This is a genomic window from Calditrichota bacterium, from assembly GCA_013151735.1.
In the GTDB taxonomy this organism is placed as follows: domain Bacteria; phylum Zhuqueibacterota; class JdFR-76; order JdFR-76; family BMS3Abin05; genus BMS3Abin05.
The window spans coordinates 1-15,658 of the sequence record JAADHR010000100.1 but is presented as its reverse complement, the minus strand read 5'-3'; the positions used below and the strand labels follow the sequence as shown (position 1 = coordinate 15,658).

At 48.7% G+C, this 15,658-nt stretch carries 14 protein-coding genes; 6 read left to right on the top strand and 8 right to left on the bottom strand.

What is annotated here, in order from left to right; genetic code table 11:
• Window positions 1-116: hypothetical protein (locus GXO76_06960; GenBank protein NOY77592.1), on the top strand; the 116-nt coding region annotated here is incomplete at its 5' end.
• A 72-nt stretch (window positions 117-188) separates the two neighbouring features.
• Here GXO76_06960 and GXO76_06955 read toward each other — a convergent pair.
• From GXO76_06955 to GXO76_06935, 5 genes are all read right to left on the bottom strand, one after another.
• Window positions 189-3,122, bottom strand: a complete 2,934-nt coding sequence (locus GXO76_06955) for a S8 family serine peptidase (GenBank protein ID NOY77591.1) — start codon at window positions 3,120-3,122, stop codon at window positions 189-191.
• Between the two features lie 94 nt (window positions 3,123-3,216).
• The gene (locus GXO76_06950) at window positions 3,217-3,960 is read right to left on the bottom strand and encodes a Nif3-like dinuclear metal center hexameric protein (protein ID NOY77590.1); all 744 of its coding nucleotides are present in this window, start codon (window positions 3,958-3,960) and stop codon (window positions 3,217-3,219) included.
• A 58-nt stretch (window positions 3,961-4,018) separates the two neighbouring features.
• Window positions 4,019-4,315 carry a hypothetical protein gene (locus GXO76_06945; GenBank protein NOY77589.1) on the bottom strand — a complete coding sequence of 99 codons (297 nt, stop codon included), beginning with the start codon at window positions 4,313-4,315 and terminating at the stop codon, window positions 4,019-4,021.
• A 128-nt stretch (window positions 4,316-4,443) separates the two neighbouring features.
• Window positions 4,444-4,830: a thioesterase gene (locus GXO76_06940; GenBank protein ID NOY77588.1), complete on the bottom strand. Its 387-nt coding sequence runs from the start codon at window positions 4,828-4,830 to the stop codon at window positions 4,444-4,446.
• Window positions 4,830-5,330, bottom strand: a complete 501-nt coding sequence (locus tag GXO76_06935; GenBank protein ID NOY77587.1) for a hypothetical protein — start codon at window positions 5,328-5,330, stop codon at window positions 4,830-4,832. The genes GXO76_06940 and GXO76_06935 overlap by 1 nt, the downstream gene beginning before the upstream one ends.
• A 240-nt stretch (window positions 5,331-5,570) precedes the next feature.
• On the opposite strand from GXO76_06935, the gene GXO76_06930 reads away from it, so the two are divergent.
• The 5 genes from GXO76_06930 to GXO76_06910 all read left to right on the top strand — a co-directional run bounded on the left by GXO76_06930 (window position 5,571) and on the right by GXO76_06910 (window position 9,701).
• The gene (locus GXO76_06930) at window positions 5,571-6,548 is read left to right on the top strand and encodes an ABC transporter ATP-binding protein (protein NOY77586.1); all 978 of its coding nucleotides are present in this window, start codon (window positions 5,571-5,573) and stop codon (window positions 6,546-6,548) included.
• Window positions 6,526-7,368, top strand: coding sequence for an ABC transporter permease subunit (locus tag GXO76_06925; protein ID NOY77585.1), 843 nt, complete (start codon window positions 6,526-6,528; stop codon window positions 7,366-7,368). The genes GXO76_06930 and GXO76_06925 overlap by 23 nt, the downstream gene beginning before the upstream one ends.
• Entirely contained in the window at window positions 7,365-8,093 is a 729-nt protein-coding gene (locus GXO76_06920; GenBank protein ID NOY77584.1) for a hypothetical protein, read from the top strand. Before GXO76_06925 ends, GXO76_06920 begins: the two co-directional genes overlap by 4 nt.
• Window positions 8,090-9,091, top strand: a complete 1,002-nt coding sequence (gene fbp / locus GXO76_06915; GenBank protein NOY77583.1) for a class 1 fructose-bisphosphatase — start codon at window positions 8,090-8,092, stop codon at window positions 9,089-9,091. Before GXO76_06920 ends, fbp begins: the two co-directional genes overlap by 4 nt.
• Window positions 9,092-9,218: 127 nt before the next feature.
• Complete coding sequence (locus GXO76_06910) at window positions 9,219-9,701, top strand: methylglyoxal synthase (protein ID NOY77582.1); 483 nt, start codon at window positions 9,219-9,221, stop codon at window positions 9,699-9,701.
• Window positions 9,702-9,706: 5 nt separating this feature from the next.
• On the opposite strand, the gene GXO76_06905 is transcribed toward GXO76_06910, so the two are convergent.
• The 3 genes from GXO76_06905 to GXO76_06895 all read right to left on the bottom strand — a co-directional run.
• Window positions 9,707-11,452 carry a HAMP domain-containing protein gene (locus GXO76_06905; GenBank protein ID NOY77581.1) on the bottom strand — a complete coding sequence of 582 codons (1,746 nt, stop codon included), beginning with the start codon at window positions 11,450-11,452 and terminating at the stop codon, window positions 9,707-9,709.
• A 226-nt stretch (window positions 11,453-11,678) separates the two neighbouring features.
• Window positions 11,679-13,325 (bottom strand): T9SS type A sorting domain-containing protein, encoded by a 1,647-nt coding sequence (locus GXO76_06900; GenBank protein ID NOY77580.1) that lies wholly within the window; start codon window positions 13,323-13,325, stop codon window positions 11,679-11,681.
• 182 nt (window positions 13,326-13,507) lie between these two features.
• A partial coding sequence (locus tag GXO76_06895) for a TonB-dependent receptor (protein ID NOY77579.1) occupies window positions 13,508-15,658 on the bottom strand: 2,151 nt, incomplete at its 5' end.

The following is a 15,658-nucleotide window of genomic DNA, read 5'->3' as shown; positions in this document are numbered from 1 at the left end:
TGGCGGATTCGTTAAAGGAGGCCATGGAAGGAGCCTACAACGCCGTTCAATCCATTCATTTCGAAGGGGCCTATTATCGAAAGGATATTGGTAAAAAAGGGTTGAAATATCTTTAATACCAGAAATCCCCGGCACTTTGAAAGTGCCGGGGATTCTTACTTTGGGGATATCTTTTTCGGACTTCCACTTTAATCACTCAACTTCACGTCTAATTGAATCGGAAACACAGCCGCCGGAAATCGATTTTTAGAATCCTTAAAAAGAATCTCACCGAACAGATTCATGCCTTCCGGTGGAAGCATCGGACTTTGACCAAGCGTAAATTTCATTTTGACTGGCATATCCGGATAAAGGGTTAAAAAACCGGCCCCGATTTTCTTACATGAAACGGAAATCGGGTTTTTGACAAAATATTTTTCAGTCAGCTTAACTTTCCAGGGCGACTTTGAAGACGGGTTCGTGTAAGCGCCCCACACCTCCAGGGTGTATTTTCCCGGTTTGGGGGGAGTCAAATTGAGTGTTAGCCGATCGTACGTCAGCCCGCTCTGAACCACGGCCCGCCCATTGGAATCGTAGATATTTGTGGCAATATCCGTAAATTTGTTGAAATCATCCGGTGACATTTGCAGTTTAAAGGAAACCCTTTTTACGGAGCGGTCCACCTTGAACGTGTAACGAATCCGATCCTTTCCACTGGATTTTTTATAGGATATTTTTTCGTAGCCCAGAATGTTTCCCATAGCGAATCCCTTAAAAACCCGATTGAATCGATTGGTAACGGTAAACGTCCCGTGGGGTTTTTCGCCCATTTTGTAGGTCACATTCTTAATCATTTTCGGCTGAATAGAAAATCCGTTGAAATCCACGGCCAGATCGTAATAAGCCTTTTGGGGATTGCGAAAATCAGCGATGACGTCCAGTTCCCAGATTCCCGGAACCAAATCCTCTCCCACCACAGAAACGGAGACCGGGTTACCAAGTTTACTGGTGGCATACCCTGTGGCTGCATAGCCCCGTCCCATCGGATCAAAAAGCTGGGCCCGTATCCGGCTCCATTTTCCTTGCGAGGCTTTTATTTTTGCCGTAAAGCTGCTGGCACCCGGCGGAATGTCCAGAAAATACCGCTTAATCATTCCCGGCTCAAGAGCCTGACGCAAGAGATGAAGCCGATATAAATTCTCATTGTTAAAAATATAGGGGACAACTACGGTGTTCCACAGTTCAAATTCCGTATTGGATTTTGAAAATTTATCGCCGTGTCCGCCTTTCAAATAAGCCACAACCTTTCCGACGTACAACCCCGGTTTCTGCATTTTTGAGGCATCATACGACACAGGAACCGTTGCCCGCTCATCGGCCCGAATGTAAGTTGATTTTTTATTCACAACCAACCAGGGTGAATCGGATTTCAGATTAAATGCCCTGAAAAAATGCTCGATTTGATCGGGCGTTTTCTCTTTCGGGAAAATGGCTTTTATGTGAAATACCTGCTGATCCGTACCATGAGGAAAATAGCCTCCGGCTCTCCAGTAGGCCGTGGGGCCTTTGTCATCCGGGAAAATGGGGCTTTCCGTGGTAATTTTGTAATCCCGCAGTTCCTTTTCCTCGTGACGTCTGGCATATTTTTTCAGGATTTGGAACGATTTTTCAACATTAACCACCCCTCCGCCCTGATCGATGGCCGTGTAGTAAGGAAGCCAGTCCGCTCCATACTTAAGCGCTCGTTTAATGAGCGCCCCGCGAATGGGGATGGCCGGTTTTTGCTGTTTGGCAGCGCTCATCAGCAAGGCCACTGCGCCGGTCGTTTGGGGAGATGCCATGCTGGTTCCCCAGAAATTTTCGCTCCGGGCGTAAGGCGGCACGCTGGACATAGCCGCCCCCGGTGACAACACATCCGGCTTGGCCACTTCACCCCCGCGTGAGCTGAAGGGCAGAATCACATGCCGCTTAATTCCGGCGCCGTAGGAATCCCTTGCACTTTGCCACGGCATAATGGCACCTGAAGAAATGGCCCAAAAAGCGGCCGCAGGCGTTCCGGTAGATGAAATTCCCGGCCCCTCGTTTCCGTTTGCAAGGCAAATCGCCAGATTTTCGTTCTCTTTCAGAATTCGATCGATAAACCGGTCAATATCGCTTCGCCCTTCAATTTCGGACCCAATACCATAACTCATATTAAAAACCACAGCCTTATCCGGATGATCCTTGGCCCACTTTACACCGTATTCGAAGGCCTTTTTCATACTGCCGGATGTAGTCGACCCGCCTGCCAGTGTGTTGTTCCCGATTTTTAATCCGATAATCTGCGCACCAGGCGCAATGCCGTTCAATGTCGGCTGGCCGTTAATCTGGTAGCCGGCAATAATTCCGGAAACGTGGGTTCCGTGGGCATTGTCGGCAAAAAAGAAAGACGCAATCTTTTTGGCGGGTCGAATATTCAGAGCAAAGCTCATAAGCTCTTGCTTTTTCTTAACATTCCGGCCCCGCAAATGAATCACGTCGTAATTCACATGGTAATCCCGCACGGGCTTCTCGTCATCCAATTGGCCGTCTGCATCGGTATCTACATACGCAACCCAATACGTTTTCCCGTCTTTGGTTACCTTAAACGCCACCACGCCAAATTTGTCATTGCGTTTGCCGTTGTTGTTGAAATCCGGAACGCCGGAATTCTTGAATTTTGATTCATCCAAAAATCCAATCCAGTACGTGCTGTCTTTGGGGCTGAGGGCCAATTTATCGTAATGATAAAGTTTCTGGCCGGCGGCATTCTGGAGAAACGCCTCTCCGTTTTCTTCACCCTTTTTGGCTTTCGTTAATTTCACATCCCCCTCGCCGGAGAAATCCTGTACGTCGATGATTTTCTTTTCACCGGTTGAGGTCTTCAATAAACCCTGCGTGTCCAGATCAACGCCGCTGTCGCAGACAATGACCACCACACCCCGGCCATCGTACGTGGGATGAGCCTTAACAAACTGGTACGCATGAATGGCAGACGTGGACAAAAAGCTCCACGGCGTATCCGGCATCATATTTGGGATATTTTTTTGGGCAAATGCCGGATTCCCCGGGCCGACCACAATGGCCAAAACCCACACTAACCAGACATATTTTTTCAGCTTCATTTACGTCCCTCCATTTTTTCGATTCACGATCATCCAAACGTTTCTTTTTCCAAACAGCGGTCGTGTCTGCTGTCCGGCAAAACTGTCAATCCTTTCAGATCGGGTTAGGAATCTCAAAAAAGGCCGTTTCCAGATCAAACTTTTCGGTCAAATGGTTCAGAAGAGCCTGAACGCCAAAACGTTCGGTATTGTAGTGGCCGGCGGCAATGTAGTTCAACTGCACTTCCTCGATACCCCGCACATTTTCTTCCCGAATGTCACCCCCAACAAACGCATCCACTCCCCGTGCGGCTGCTTCCTGATAAGCTGCGGAGCTGGCCCCGCTAATAACCAGAACCGTTTGAATGGCATCCGGCCCATAAAAAAAGGGGGCTGCGTCGCACATGAGCTTTTGATTCACCAACGCCAGAAAGGCATCCCGCGAAAGCGGTTCCCGAAACGTCCCGATAAATCCAACTTCAAGGGGTTCCACAGGCCGCAAATCCAGCTTTTGTAAGATTTGAATATTATTACCCAATCTATCGTGGGCATCCAAAGGCAGGTGATAAGCGACCAGATTCAGATCATTTTTTATGAGCAGTTCCAATCGCCTTTTCTGAATACCCCTCAAATAAAAGGGATACGGATCGCTTTTCCAGAAAAGCCCGTGATGCAAAAGCACCAAATCCGCTCCCCAATCAATGGCCTGGTGAATAAAACGCTGACTGACGCTGACACCGCCTGCAATTTTCAGGACGTCCGGCTTTCCTTCTACCTGAAGCCCATTCACGCAATAATCCTGAAAATTATCAATCGCCAACAGATCATTCAGATAGGCAATGAGAGAATCACGATTCATAAAACATCCCTTAATTTTTGCGAGTTGACCGATTCATTTTTGCAGAACAAAAAACGATCTATTTTTTGTCTCCGTCCCGTTTTTGGTAAAATGTTCTTAAAAATCCGTAGATGCAAAAAATAAATGCCACAAACAACAGGTGAGATACGTTAATGGAAGGCAGCAGGCGGCGAGCCGAAAGATTCATCCAGAACAGCAGGGCCAGGATAATCCAGAACAACCGTTTAATTTGGAGAATAATGCGGTCATTTGAAAAACGATACCGCAAATACCCTTCGTACCACCCGATAAAAAGATCAATTGAAACCATAAGAATCAGGCTGGCAATGACAACTACCAAAAGTTTCAGGCCCATTCGTCCTCCCGGGAAATCCCTTCCCAGTTTTCAACCTTTTCTATCCGAACATCTGCACAAAAGCGGTCGTACCGGATGCACCCCGTGTAATACCGAGCGGGGTTATTAACAAATCTTCCCGCCGCGGACTAAGCCAGAGGATGCTTTGACAGGATCCTGCACCGGAAATCCCCTTCGAAGACCGTTCGTTCGGCCACAAAAATCTGCACGTGCACCAGCCGCTCCGATTCGGATTTTTCAAGAACCTGCCCGATGGCAATCAGAATGTCACCCAATTTTACCGGTTTGGTAAACTGCACGTTAGCGGAAGCCAATACAACATTCGGGTGATTGACCGCGAGCATGGCCGCAAAATCGGCCAGACCAAATGTAAACCCGCCGTGAATCAGGCCGTAGTCATCTACGACCATTTCTTCCTTTGTGACGAGCGAGACCCGCGAGAAATAATCCGTCTGTATTTCAAGAACCTGTCCGATAAAATCCCGTTGTGCCTTCAGATGTGTTTTTTGCTCCATCAGGAATCCTCTTGCGTCGATTGTGATTTTTCCAGATTCTGCTGGATCTCCCGCCGAAGCCTTTGCACTTCCGCCAGAATTTCAAGAAGGTGATCTTCGCTCTCCGGATCATTTTTAGGCCGATTATCCCAGACCTTTAGAAGATCGTGATAGGCCTGATCAATTTTCGATCCCAAAAATCCAGCCAGTTCCTGCGGGGTTGGCACATGCGATTTCAACACGACACTTGGTCCAAAATAGTACCCCAATTCTTCCATTTTTCGGATTTCTTCCTGTGTTTCCTCATCCGTCAATCCCGCACCCTTGAACGGGTTTTCATTCATATCGCCAATCACATCCAGTTCCGGAGATTGCTTTAGAATGTCAACAAAGTCCTCAAAATCCAGATTTCTCCATTTCGGAAGGGCAACCATGTGTTTCCAGATCTTTTTTGCAGCCACAACGAAATCCTTCTCCCCCTTTAAGAAACGTATCACCTGGTTTAAAAGCTCCTCTTCCATTTGAGCCTCCTCTTTCAATAGTCGTTCTCAAATTAAGGATATCCTTCGTAAAATTCAAGACATTTTTCTTCGAAATGGAAATCCATTTAGGCATTTTTGGAATACGCCTCTTCATGCTGTTTGGGTCATTACGGGTTAACAGGGATTTAAGCCAGGCGAAATATCCTTGACTTTCGCCTGCCATTTTAGTAGATTAACATGTAGCAATTTCCAGCCATTTCCAACCAACAGGGAATTCCAGTGAACTTAACCACGTATTCTGGAAATTCAACCCGGTCTTCACCCCGCTCGGAAGAGACCATCATTGAAACATCCCGCCTCACAAAAACCTTCAGGACCCGCACGGCCGTATCGGATGTCAATCTTTCGGTTTTTAAGGGAGATGTGTTTGGCTTTCTGGGACCCAACGGGGCCGGGAAAAGCACAACGATTCGCATGCTTCTGGGTCTGATTCGGCCAACCTCCGGCGCAATTCGTCTTTTCAGGAAACCCTTTCCCAAATTTCGAAAGGAGAGTCTGTTGAAAATCGGTGCCCTGGTGGAACGGCCTGATTTTTATCCTTACCTGAGCGCACGAAAAAATCTGGAAATCTTGGGCCGCCTCTCAGGGGGCGTATCCCCGGAACGTATCGATGAGATACTGGAGATCGTCAAACTGAGGGACAGAGCCGACGATCACGTTAAAGTCTATTCTCAGGGAATGAAACAGCGGCTCGGAATTGCCCAGGCGCTTCTTAACCACCCCAAACTGGTGATTTTGGATGAACCGTCTCTTGGCCTTGACCCTCAGGGAATGAAGGAGGTACGTGAGCTCATTCAGTCCATTTCCGAGCAACAGGTTACGATTTTTCTGTCCTCTCACCTGCTTCACGAGGTTGAACAAATCTGCACACGAATGGCCATTATTCATCGCGGTGAAATTCTGGTTCAGGGCGATGTGCAAGAGCTCTTGAAAAGCGGAAAAACCACACTGACCATCCGGACACCGGAGCTGGCACGCGCGCAGTCGGTTCTCATCCAATCCGGTTTCAGCAAGGAGGTTGAGATTCAGGAGGGGGCCTTGAAAATCCAGGTCGACTACACGAAAATCCCGGAGATCAACGAACGGCTGGTTCAGTCCCACATACCCGTATTTGAACTAACGCCCAAAACATCCCTTGAGGATTTCTATCTTTCAATCTTAAAACAGGCTGAAGATGTGGACACTCGTAAAAATTGAATGGATTAAAACCTTTCGACGGTGGCGAACGTACATCGGATTTGCCACCATCGGTTTTTTTCTGCCGCTTTTTTTCATTGCCATGAAACTGAGCGGGGGTGAATTCGTCCTGAATTCCCCGGCGTTAAAAGCCATTCAGGAGAATTTCATCGTCATTGGACATGTTTTTAACGGGATGTTCGTGTCACGAATGCTGATGAACACGCTTTTTGTGCACATCCCGCTGCTGGTCGTTCTGGTTCCGGGAGACAGCGTGGCCGGGGAATCGGCCTCCGGAACCATTCGAACCATCCTGACGCGCCCGCCATCCCGGCTGGAGATTATTATCTCCAAAATCATTCTTTCACTCGTTTACACAGCACTGCTTCTCATTTTCATGGCCCTGCTCAGCCTGATTGTCGGATATTTTCTCTTCGGCCTCGGAGACTTAGTGGTTTTAAAGGACGGCATTCTCATTTTTACGCTTCGGGAAGCGCTTTTGCGATTTGCTCTGGCTTACGCTCTGGCTATCGTAGCCATGAGCGTGATCGCCAGTCTGGCATTCCTGTTTTCCGTGCTCGTTTCAAATGCAATCGGGCCGATTATCGGCAGCATTGTCGTCCTGATTATTTTTCTCATCATAACAGCCAGCCCCATTCCGGCATTCGAAACCGTTCGCCCCTATCTGTTTACCACCTACACGGATGTCTGGGAAAAGGCTTTCGCCGACCCGATTCCATGGGCAGCGATTGGAAAGTACGCAGGGGTTCTGGCACTTTATTCGATTGGCTTTTTTGGTCTGAGCGCCCTTATTTTTCAGCGAAAGGATATCTTGTCGTGATAAAAAAGGTTACGACCGGCATCCTACTTGTGTTTTCTTTCCTCGTTTTCGGAAAGGTCGCTGCACAGGAATTGCCGCCGGTGTCCGAAATCTTCCAAAAAATGCAGGATCACTGGCAGGCTATTCACGATTACACCGCGGATGCCCGTATTGTGGTTAATATTCCCGGGGTTCGCATGCCGCGGATGAAGGTGAAAATCTACTTCAAAAAACCCAATCGTTATCATTTTGAAGCGAAGGGATTGGCGATTCTTCCCAAGGAAGGACTGGGTGTGCCTCCCGATCGGCTTGAAAAATGGAAAAAGAATGCCCGTTTGATAGGCCTGGATACAATCAACCACAAGCCGGTGTATCACCTTCTCGCAGAATCCCGCCGTCTGAAATCCATTCCGCTCCAAACGCATCTTTATGTCGATCAAAAAAATTTCCTGTTAATCCGGCTTAAAACCAGCGATTCAACCGGAAACTACATGCAGATCACATTTGATTATAAAAAAATCGCATCCGCTTTCTGGCTGCCCGTCAAAATTATCTCACGCTTTGAAATGAATACGACCTATCCGGATTCAGCGACTAAAAAACTTCGATCGCGAATGATGAACGCACATTCTTTTTTTACGCCGGCTTTTCGGAAGGGGACGATCTATGTTTACTTAAACCATTACAAAGTGAACACCGGTTTGAGCGATGCCCTATTCAAACCAAAAACAGGAGGGAAAAAATGACTGCATCCGGAATCATGACGCTCTCGCGCCATATTATGGAACAAGAGCGAAAGCACCCAGGTGCGACAGGTGAGTTTTCGGGTTTGTTATCGGATTTGTCCGTAGCCGCCAAGGTTCTGGCCCGGCTGGTCAGCAAGGCAGGCCTCATCGATATTCTGGGGTACACAGGTGATGAAAATGTGTTTGGCGAAGATGTAAAAAAATTGGATGTTTTATCCAACGAAACCATTATTCACGCGATGGACCACGGCGGGCATCTCTGCGTCATGGCCTCCGAAGAAAGCAACGGATTGATTGAGATTCCCGACTATCATCCTGTCGGAAACTATGTCATGCTTTTTGACCCACTGGACGGGTCATCAAATATTGACGTCAATGTGAGCATCGGAACCATCTTTTCAATTTTCCGCCGGGTAACCGAATCGGGAAAAGGCCGGTTGGAAGATGTCCTTCAGCCAGGATACAAGCAGGTAGCCGCCGGGTACATCCTCTACGGCTCCAGCACCATGTTCGTGTATTCCACCGGGCAGGGTGTCCACGGATTTACGTACGACCCGAGTATCGGTGAATTTTTACTTTCCAATGAGAACATGAAAATTCCCGAGTGGGGCCCGTATTACTCGGTTAACGAGGGGTACACCAACCGCTGGTCTGAAGGCATGCGCCGGTACATTCAGTATTTAAAAGAAGAGGATCCGACCACCCATCGACCCTATTCACTCCGCTATATTGGGTCGTTGGTCTCAGATTTTCACCGAAACCTCCTGTATGGCGGCATTTTTCTTTATCCTACGGATCGCATGCATCCGGAGGGCAAGCTCCGCCTCCTGTACGAGGCCAATCCTCTGGCTTTCGTGGTTGAGCAGGCGGGGGGCCTGGCCACCGACGGCAAACAGAGAATACTGGATATTCAGCCAAGAAATTTGGGACATCGAACCCCGCTTATTATTGGCAGCAAAAACGACGTGGAACTGGCCATGAAATTTCTGAATGAATAGATTTAACCCATTTAAAACCGTATTCTCATACAATTGTAACCTGTTTTTCCTAAATTAATGGGATGAATCTGTTCAAAAACCGTGTTGGACTCAATTTGCAACGGCAAAGTAAAAAAGGACGATTTTAATGGAAAGAATAAAAACCATTGCCCTGGTTGCCCACGACAACCGAAAAAGGGACTTAATCGAATGGGTGGAATGGAATCACGAAAGACTGCTTGTGCACAATATTGTTTGCACGGGAACAACGGGAAGTCTGGTTGAAAAAACGCTGGATTTGCTGATTTCCCAAAACGGGCTGTCCATCCCCCGAAAGAACATTCAGCGGCTCAAATCCGGTCCGCTGGGAGGCGACCTTCAACTGGGCGCGCTGATTGCCGAAGGCAAAATCGACATTTTGATCTTTTTATGGGATCCAATGGAACCCCAGCCCCACGATGTGGATGTAAAGGCCCTTTTGCGCATTGCTGCGCTATACAATATCCCGGTTGCCAGTAACCGCTCCACAGCCGATTTTATTATCTCTTCGTCGCTTTTTGAAGAACCTTATGAACCGGTGGTTAAGGACTACAGCAGCTATTTGAATCGGGAAATGAAAACATTTATCTGAACCCCCTAAATCGGAATAAAAATTCGAAATCGGGTTCCGCGGCCTTGCTCGGTTTCCACACGGATTTCTCCCTTATGAATCATAACAATGTGTTTGACAATCGACAGTCCCAGCCCGGTTCCCCCCATTCGGCGCGACCGGGATTTGTCAATCCGGTAAAATCGTTCAAAAATCCGGTCCGTGTATTTTGTCTTCATCCCGATGCCCGTATCTTCTACACGAAACTCGACGGCGTTCTGTTTATGCCGCACCACCCCCACTTTGACCCCCCCTTTTTCCGTGTACTTGATGGCATTGTCAATCAGATTAATCAACATTTCTTCCAGTTTGTAGGGGTCAGCGGAAATGTCGGGTAAATTTTCCTCCACATGGAGGTCAAGGTACAGCCCCTTTTTTTCGGCCTTCTGTTCAAAAATCCGAACCACATTTCGAACCAAATCCGCTAAATGAATGGTTTCAATGGCCAGGTGCGGCTCCCGTTGTTCCAGCTCCGAAAGCAAAAGAAGATCGTGCACCAGAAAAATCAGGCGATCCGTGTGTTTGCTGATGATATCCAGATAGTGCTTGTTTTCACCGGATATATTCTGGTCCAGGGTTTCAACAAAGCCCTTAATCGCGGTTAGAGGCGTTTTTAGCTCGTGAGAAACATTTTCTACAAATTCGCGCTTCAATTTTTCCAGGCGTTTGCGGTTTGTAATATCGTGCAGAATAAGAATAACCTCATTTTTCCAGGGGATTGGCGTCATGCTGACCAAATAGACCCTCTGATTGAATTCGATTTCTTCCACGAGGTTTCTATTTTCCAGCCTGGCTTTTTGAATGAGATCAGAAAAAATCTGCACGTTTAAAATCTCCGAAAAACGTCGTCCTTCAATTTTCCCGTGTCTCACAATACGCTTAAAGCTGTCGTTCGCCAGTTTGATTTTTCCTTCCGGATCCAGAACAATAAGCCCTTCTTGCAGGGATGAAACAATTGCCGTGAGTTCCTCTTTTTGCCGGGAAAGCTCCGTAAACAGCTCGGAGATCTGCGTGGTCATATTATTGAAACTTTCGGCAAGATGGCGTAATTCATCGTTATTTTTGAGATGAATCTTAACATCAAAATGTCCGTTTGCTACGTTCTCGGAAGCCCTTACCAATTGCAAAATCGGACGCGTGAGACTCTTCGAAAAAATAAATGCCCCGATAAGGGCAAAAATCGTTACAAAGAATCCGATAATAATGATGCGCATTTTGATCTGGTAAAGCAGGGTGTTGATGTCCTTCAGAAACAAACTTTCCCTGACAATCCCCAGAATTTGCCCATTTTTCTGAATGGGAAGGGCTACGTACAGCATCTCTTGCTTAACCGTGGTGCTAAATCGCAGGGATTTTCCCATCATTCCTTTGAGGGCTGTTTGCACCTCCGGGCGCATCAGGTGATTTTCCATTTCCTGCGGATTCTTTTTCGAATCCGCCCAAACCAAACCCCTGGGCGAAATGATGGTAATCCGGGTATTTGTCCGTTCACCCACCCGTTTGGTCAGGCTATCCAGCGTCGTAAACCGTTTTTCCTTAATCAGGGGAATGATATCCAGCGTGTAGGTAACGCCCAGGTTTTTCAGGTTCCGCGTAAGGGTGTGAATATAGTAGGAGCGAATGGTCTCAAATGAGAAAAAAAGAATCAGCGACGAGAGCACCAGCGTCATAAACAGGTATCCGCCAAATGTCTTTATAAAAATGGAGCGCCTGGGGCGTTTGATGGTCGACATTCGATTTCCTTTTGATTTGAATGGGTCTCACGTTCCCTTCAAAATAAAATTTCCAACATAAAAAAGCAACTTTTTTCACATCCGCCTGCTTTCCCTTCGGGTTTCCAAAGCCCCAAGGGGACGGCATACCCGAGCCCGGGGCAGCACCCCGGGAAACGGTGAACAGCCAGTTTTTCCCAGGCCCCGTGAAGGCGAAATAAGCATGCTCTCGTTTTCTCGAGCCTCTTCACCGCATCAAGGTCATCTTTCGGGTCACCTGATGGCGGCCTGCCATCAATTGATAAACGTAAACACCGCTTGGCCGGCTGGCGGCATTCCATTGGATGGTGTATGTTCCCGGGTTTCGGACCTCGTGTACCAATACCGCCACTTTCTGCCCCATGAGGTTAAACACCGCCAATTCCACCTGAGCTTTGACCGGCAGGGAAAAAGAAATCTGCGTAATCGGATTAAACGGGTTGGGATAATTTTGTTTGAGTTCAAAGGTATTCGGGGCTGTTTCTGAGGGGTTGTTTTCTTCAACAACCGTAACCGTCTTTTTGAGGAAGCCCAATTGAGAAAGAGCCGTCCAGCCTTCGGCCCAATTGTCCGAGCCGAAAGCCCCCACGTAATTGACGGGGGTGAAAAATCCGTCGTTCGGCACGGTTGTGTAATCCGTCCACAGGGGGCTGCCGGCCTTGGGACGGGGGTCCAAATTCCCGTCGTTCGTACGGCTGATGCCTTTCAACTGCGGATCCACAAACCGGTTGTTGTTCGCGGTAGCGGTTATCGCCGTCCGCACAAAGGCCTGCGGAAACAGCTGATCGGCCGCATCCCCGGCGCCAAAGCCGAACCAGACGTCGTTTTGGTACACAATGTCACCCGCCGCCAAGCGCGCCCGGCTGTCCTCGCCCGATGTCAGGTCTTCGATGTTCAGCGCATCTCCGGCAAAATCCGTGAACAGGCTGTTGTAATATTTGCCGCCGGCATTGTCCCGCATGATGATGCCGTGATCATTGGCCGCATTACCGGAAGTTTTTCCCGATCCGATGTACGTGGCATTGTAAATCTCGGGAATGGCATAGGGTGTCCCGTCTTCCGGTACGGTTCCGCCGTCGTGCTCTCCCATGCGGTTTCCAAGCACGTCCGATTGAATCACAAACCAGAACTGCCCCTTGCCCCGGAACCCTTCATCGTAATCAAAGCCGTCGTCCGCGTTGAAGGCGCTGATCAGATGTTTGGTCTGCACCGTTCCGCCAAACCACTCGTAGCCGTCATCCTTGTTATTTAACACCTCGATGTAGTCGATGACTGTTCCTCTTCCCACGGCCCCAAAGGTCAACCCGTTAATCTCGTTGCCGGCGCTGATGTCCGTTCCACCGTAGCGAATCGACACGTATTTCATCACACCGGACGTGTCATTATCGTCGGTGCCGCCGTAGGCGCCTCGCGGCTCGGTCGAAGGGATGCCTTCGATCTGTCCCACGCGGGCCGCCGTGTTAATTCGGGCACGCCCCAGCAGAATCACACCGCCCCACAACCCGCGGGCATCCAGGGGCAGGTCGTTTGGATCTGTCACATCGTCGGCCAAGGCCGTGAAAATAATCGGACGATCCACCGTCCCCTCCGCAAAAATCTTCGCGCCCCGGGCCACGATCAGCGCACTGGCATTGGCGCCCTGACCGGGACTGCCCTTAATGATGGTTCCCGGTTCAATCGTCAACGTGGCCGTGCTGTCCACAAAAACAAACCCGTGCAAAACATACGTGTTGTCCGATGCCCACACCACATGATCGCCCGGTTGAATGTCAGCGTCATAAACGTCAATGGTCGATCCAAACGCCAGTGCGGGACCCAATAAAATCATAAAAATTATAATCCATTTGCGAAACATATTTTTCTCCTCAAGTTTGGTAACGGTTTTTTTCGCATTTTTTGTTTAATATCTCCATCTCCTTTGCAAAAAAGTAAAAACAAGCTAATGCCGCTTTTTGCCTAATTGTGTCCAAAAAGCTGAGCCACTTTTTACCCAATTGCCTCCTTTCTTTTCCCTTTGATTCCCTTCAACAGAGCGCTCTATTTTGTGAAATCGTAGGAAATTCCGGCGGAAACATTCCTGCCGCGTTTGTAGTCTTCATAAATGTAATCTTTGCCCTTAAAATGATGAACCTTGCGAACCGCCGGATTCAGCAAATTCTTTGCAGACAACGAGATCCGCAAGCCCCTCCAGATATGCTGGGAAACGGTCAGATTGAGAATGGGCCGGGACAATTCGAACACATTCGGAGTCCCCCCCATACTGACCGCGGCAATGCGTTCCCCAAAGACATTGTAATAGGCCGTAGCCACGGTTCCGGTTTTTTCATTTGAATAAACCAGATCAAAATTCAGAATATAGGGCGATTGTCCCTGCAGGGGCCTGGAGTCGTCTGCGTTGGGATCGACATTCCGAATCACCAGCAGCTCGTCTTCGGGAATGGTTACTTTTGAATACACAAGCGTGACATTCGCCCCCAACTGAAAATGGGACAACCGGGAAATCAGATTCCCCAGATGCTTTCGCACCTCAAATTCGGCTCCAGCCACCGTCGCTTTGCTCACATTTTGAAATTGAACTTCGCCGTTCACATTTAGAATGGCCCGTTCAATGGGATTTTTAAACCGCTTGTAAAATCCGCTGACGGCCAGGATTTCACCGGGATTGGGAAACCATTCCCACCGAAGGTCAAAATTATCGATCAGCGTCCGCTTAAGATTGGCATTTCCAACAAAAAAATAGTCGTTGACAAAATCGAACGAGGCGTAAGGGGCCATTTCCCGAAAGGTCGGCCGCGCCAGTGTGCGTCCGTAGGCCAGGCGCAGGTTGGTATTTTTAACAACATTGTACACCACATTCAACGACGGCAGCCAATCCGCCGTTTTTAATTCCCCCGGTTTCAGGCTTTTGTCCCGGCTCACCACCTTTATTTTGGTGGTTTCATACCGCACTCCCGTAATGACACGCAGGCTTTCCAAAACCGGCCAATCAACCATTCCAAAACCGGCCCGGATGGTCTGCCTCCCCCGGTAATTGCCACGCAGTTCAGAGGCATCCCGAATGTAATTTCCGAAGCGGAACAGGCCGTGCGTGCTGTCCACCAGCCCCACATTGCCTGGTCTGAAAAATTCGTCGGGGTGCCCATCATATCGAATTTTATCCTGTTGATATTCAAAACGCCTTTCATGAAAGCTTCGACCGGCATCGAGAACGGAACCGCCGAATTTGAATTTCCCGGTAAGTCCTTTTCGAAATGAAAAGGGAATGGTGGTTTTTAAATTGAATGTCTTGTTGGTCTCACTCAAATTTCTGAAATAGCGGGTGGGTACCGGGTAGATGGACGGTCGAATGGCATAGACCGTGTCTGTTTTTCCGGCTCGATTCCGAAGTGTGTAATTATCTGTAAAAAATCGCAAATCCGGTTGTTTCTGATAGGAATTCGTCAGTGATGCCTTCCACCGAATCGACATTCTAAGAAACTCTTTCAGATAGTGCTCCCCCTGCACCTGAGTTGAACGGATTTCCCGCTGCGTGTACCGAAGGGTTCGGGTTTCATAAACCGCATGGTCGGATAAATCGCGGGGGAAGGCCCCCTTCAGATACCGGGCTGTTGATTCCCCGCTCCGGGTGAACAGGTAATTCAGCCGAAAATTGTGATCGGGGCTGGGCTTGTAAGAGAGTAATCCCAGTCCTCCGATCAGAACGTCCTCACGTCCTTTTTCGTCTGAAAGCAGATAATCGGTGTTCAGGGAATCCACTTCGGACACCTTGCCGGTCAATTGCCAGCGTCCCACCAGCCCCTTATCGTAATATGAGAAGGTGTGATGGTACGTCAGACTGGCAAGATAGCCGAACGGGCGACCAAAGAGACGGCCCCGATTCCCAACGGAGAGAGAATAACTTTGATTAACGGGAGCCTTGCGCAGCTGCGGGGCCATTACCGGACTGAATGCGCGCGACACGCGGTCCAGCTTTCGCGCCTTGCTGCGATCCGTCCAGGCATACCCAATATCCGGCACCCCCGCTCCGGCATTCTGAAGCACGGAGGGAATACGCCGCGTCCGGTCACCCAGTGCCAGATCGTCATATTTTCCTCTGTCCGCCGTTAAAAAATGGGAATTCAAGGTTGCCTGCGAATTGTACCCGGAAGAGGAACTGAATCGAATCGTCAAATTCTCCGGGTAATGTTT

Bases quoted from the DNA above. Each gene is read 5' to 3' on its own strand.
- GXO76_06955 (NOY77591.1), bottom strand. From the start codon at position 3,122: ATGAAGCTGAAAAAATATGTCTGGTTAGTGTGGGTTTTGGCCATTGTG.
- GXO76_06950 (NOY77590.1), bottom strand. From the start codon at position 3,960: ATGAATCGTGATTCTCTCATTGCCTATCTGAATGATCTGTTGGCGATT.
- GXO76_06945 (NOY77589.1), bottom strand. From the start codon at position 4,315: ATGGGCCTGAAACTTTTGGTAGTTGTCATTGCCAGCCTGATTCTTATG.
- GXO76_06940 (NOY77588.1), bottom strand. From the start codon at position 4,830: ATGGAGCAAAAAACACATCTGAAGGCACAACGGGATTTTATCGGACAG.
- GXO76_06935 (NOY77587.1), bottom strand. From the start codon at position 5,330: ATGGAAGAGGAGCTTTTAAACCAGGTGATACGTTTCTTAAAGGGGGAG.
- GXO76_06925 (NOY77585.1), top strand. From the start codon at position 6,526: ATGTGGACACTCGTAAAAATTGAATGGATTAAAACCTTTCGACGGTGG.
- fbp (NOY77583.1), top strand. From the start codon at position 8,090: ATGACTGCATCCGGAATCATGACGCTCTCGCGCCATATTATGGAACAA.
- GXO76_06910 (NOY77582.1), top strand. From the start codon at position 9,219: ATGGAAAGAATAAAAACCATTGCCCTGGTTGCCCACGACAACCGAAAA.
- GXO76_06905 (NOY77581.1), bottom strand. From the start codon at position 11,452: ATGTCGACCATCAAACGCCCCAGGCGCTCCATTTTTATAAAGACATTT.
- GXO76_06900 (NOY77580.1), bottom strand. From the start codon at position 13,325: ATGTTTCGCAAATGGATTATAATTTTTATGATTTTATTGGGTCCCGCA.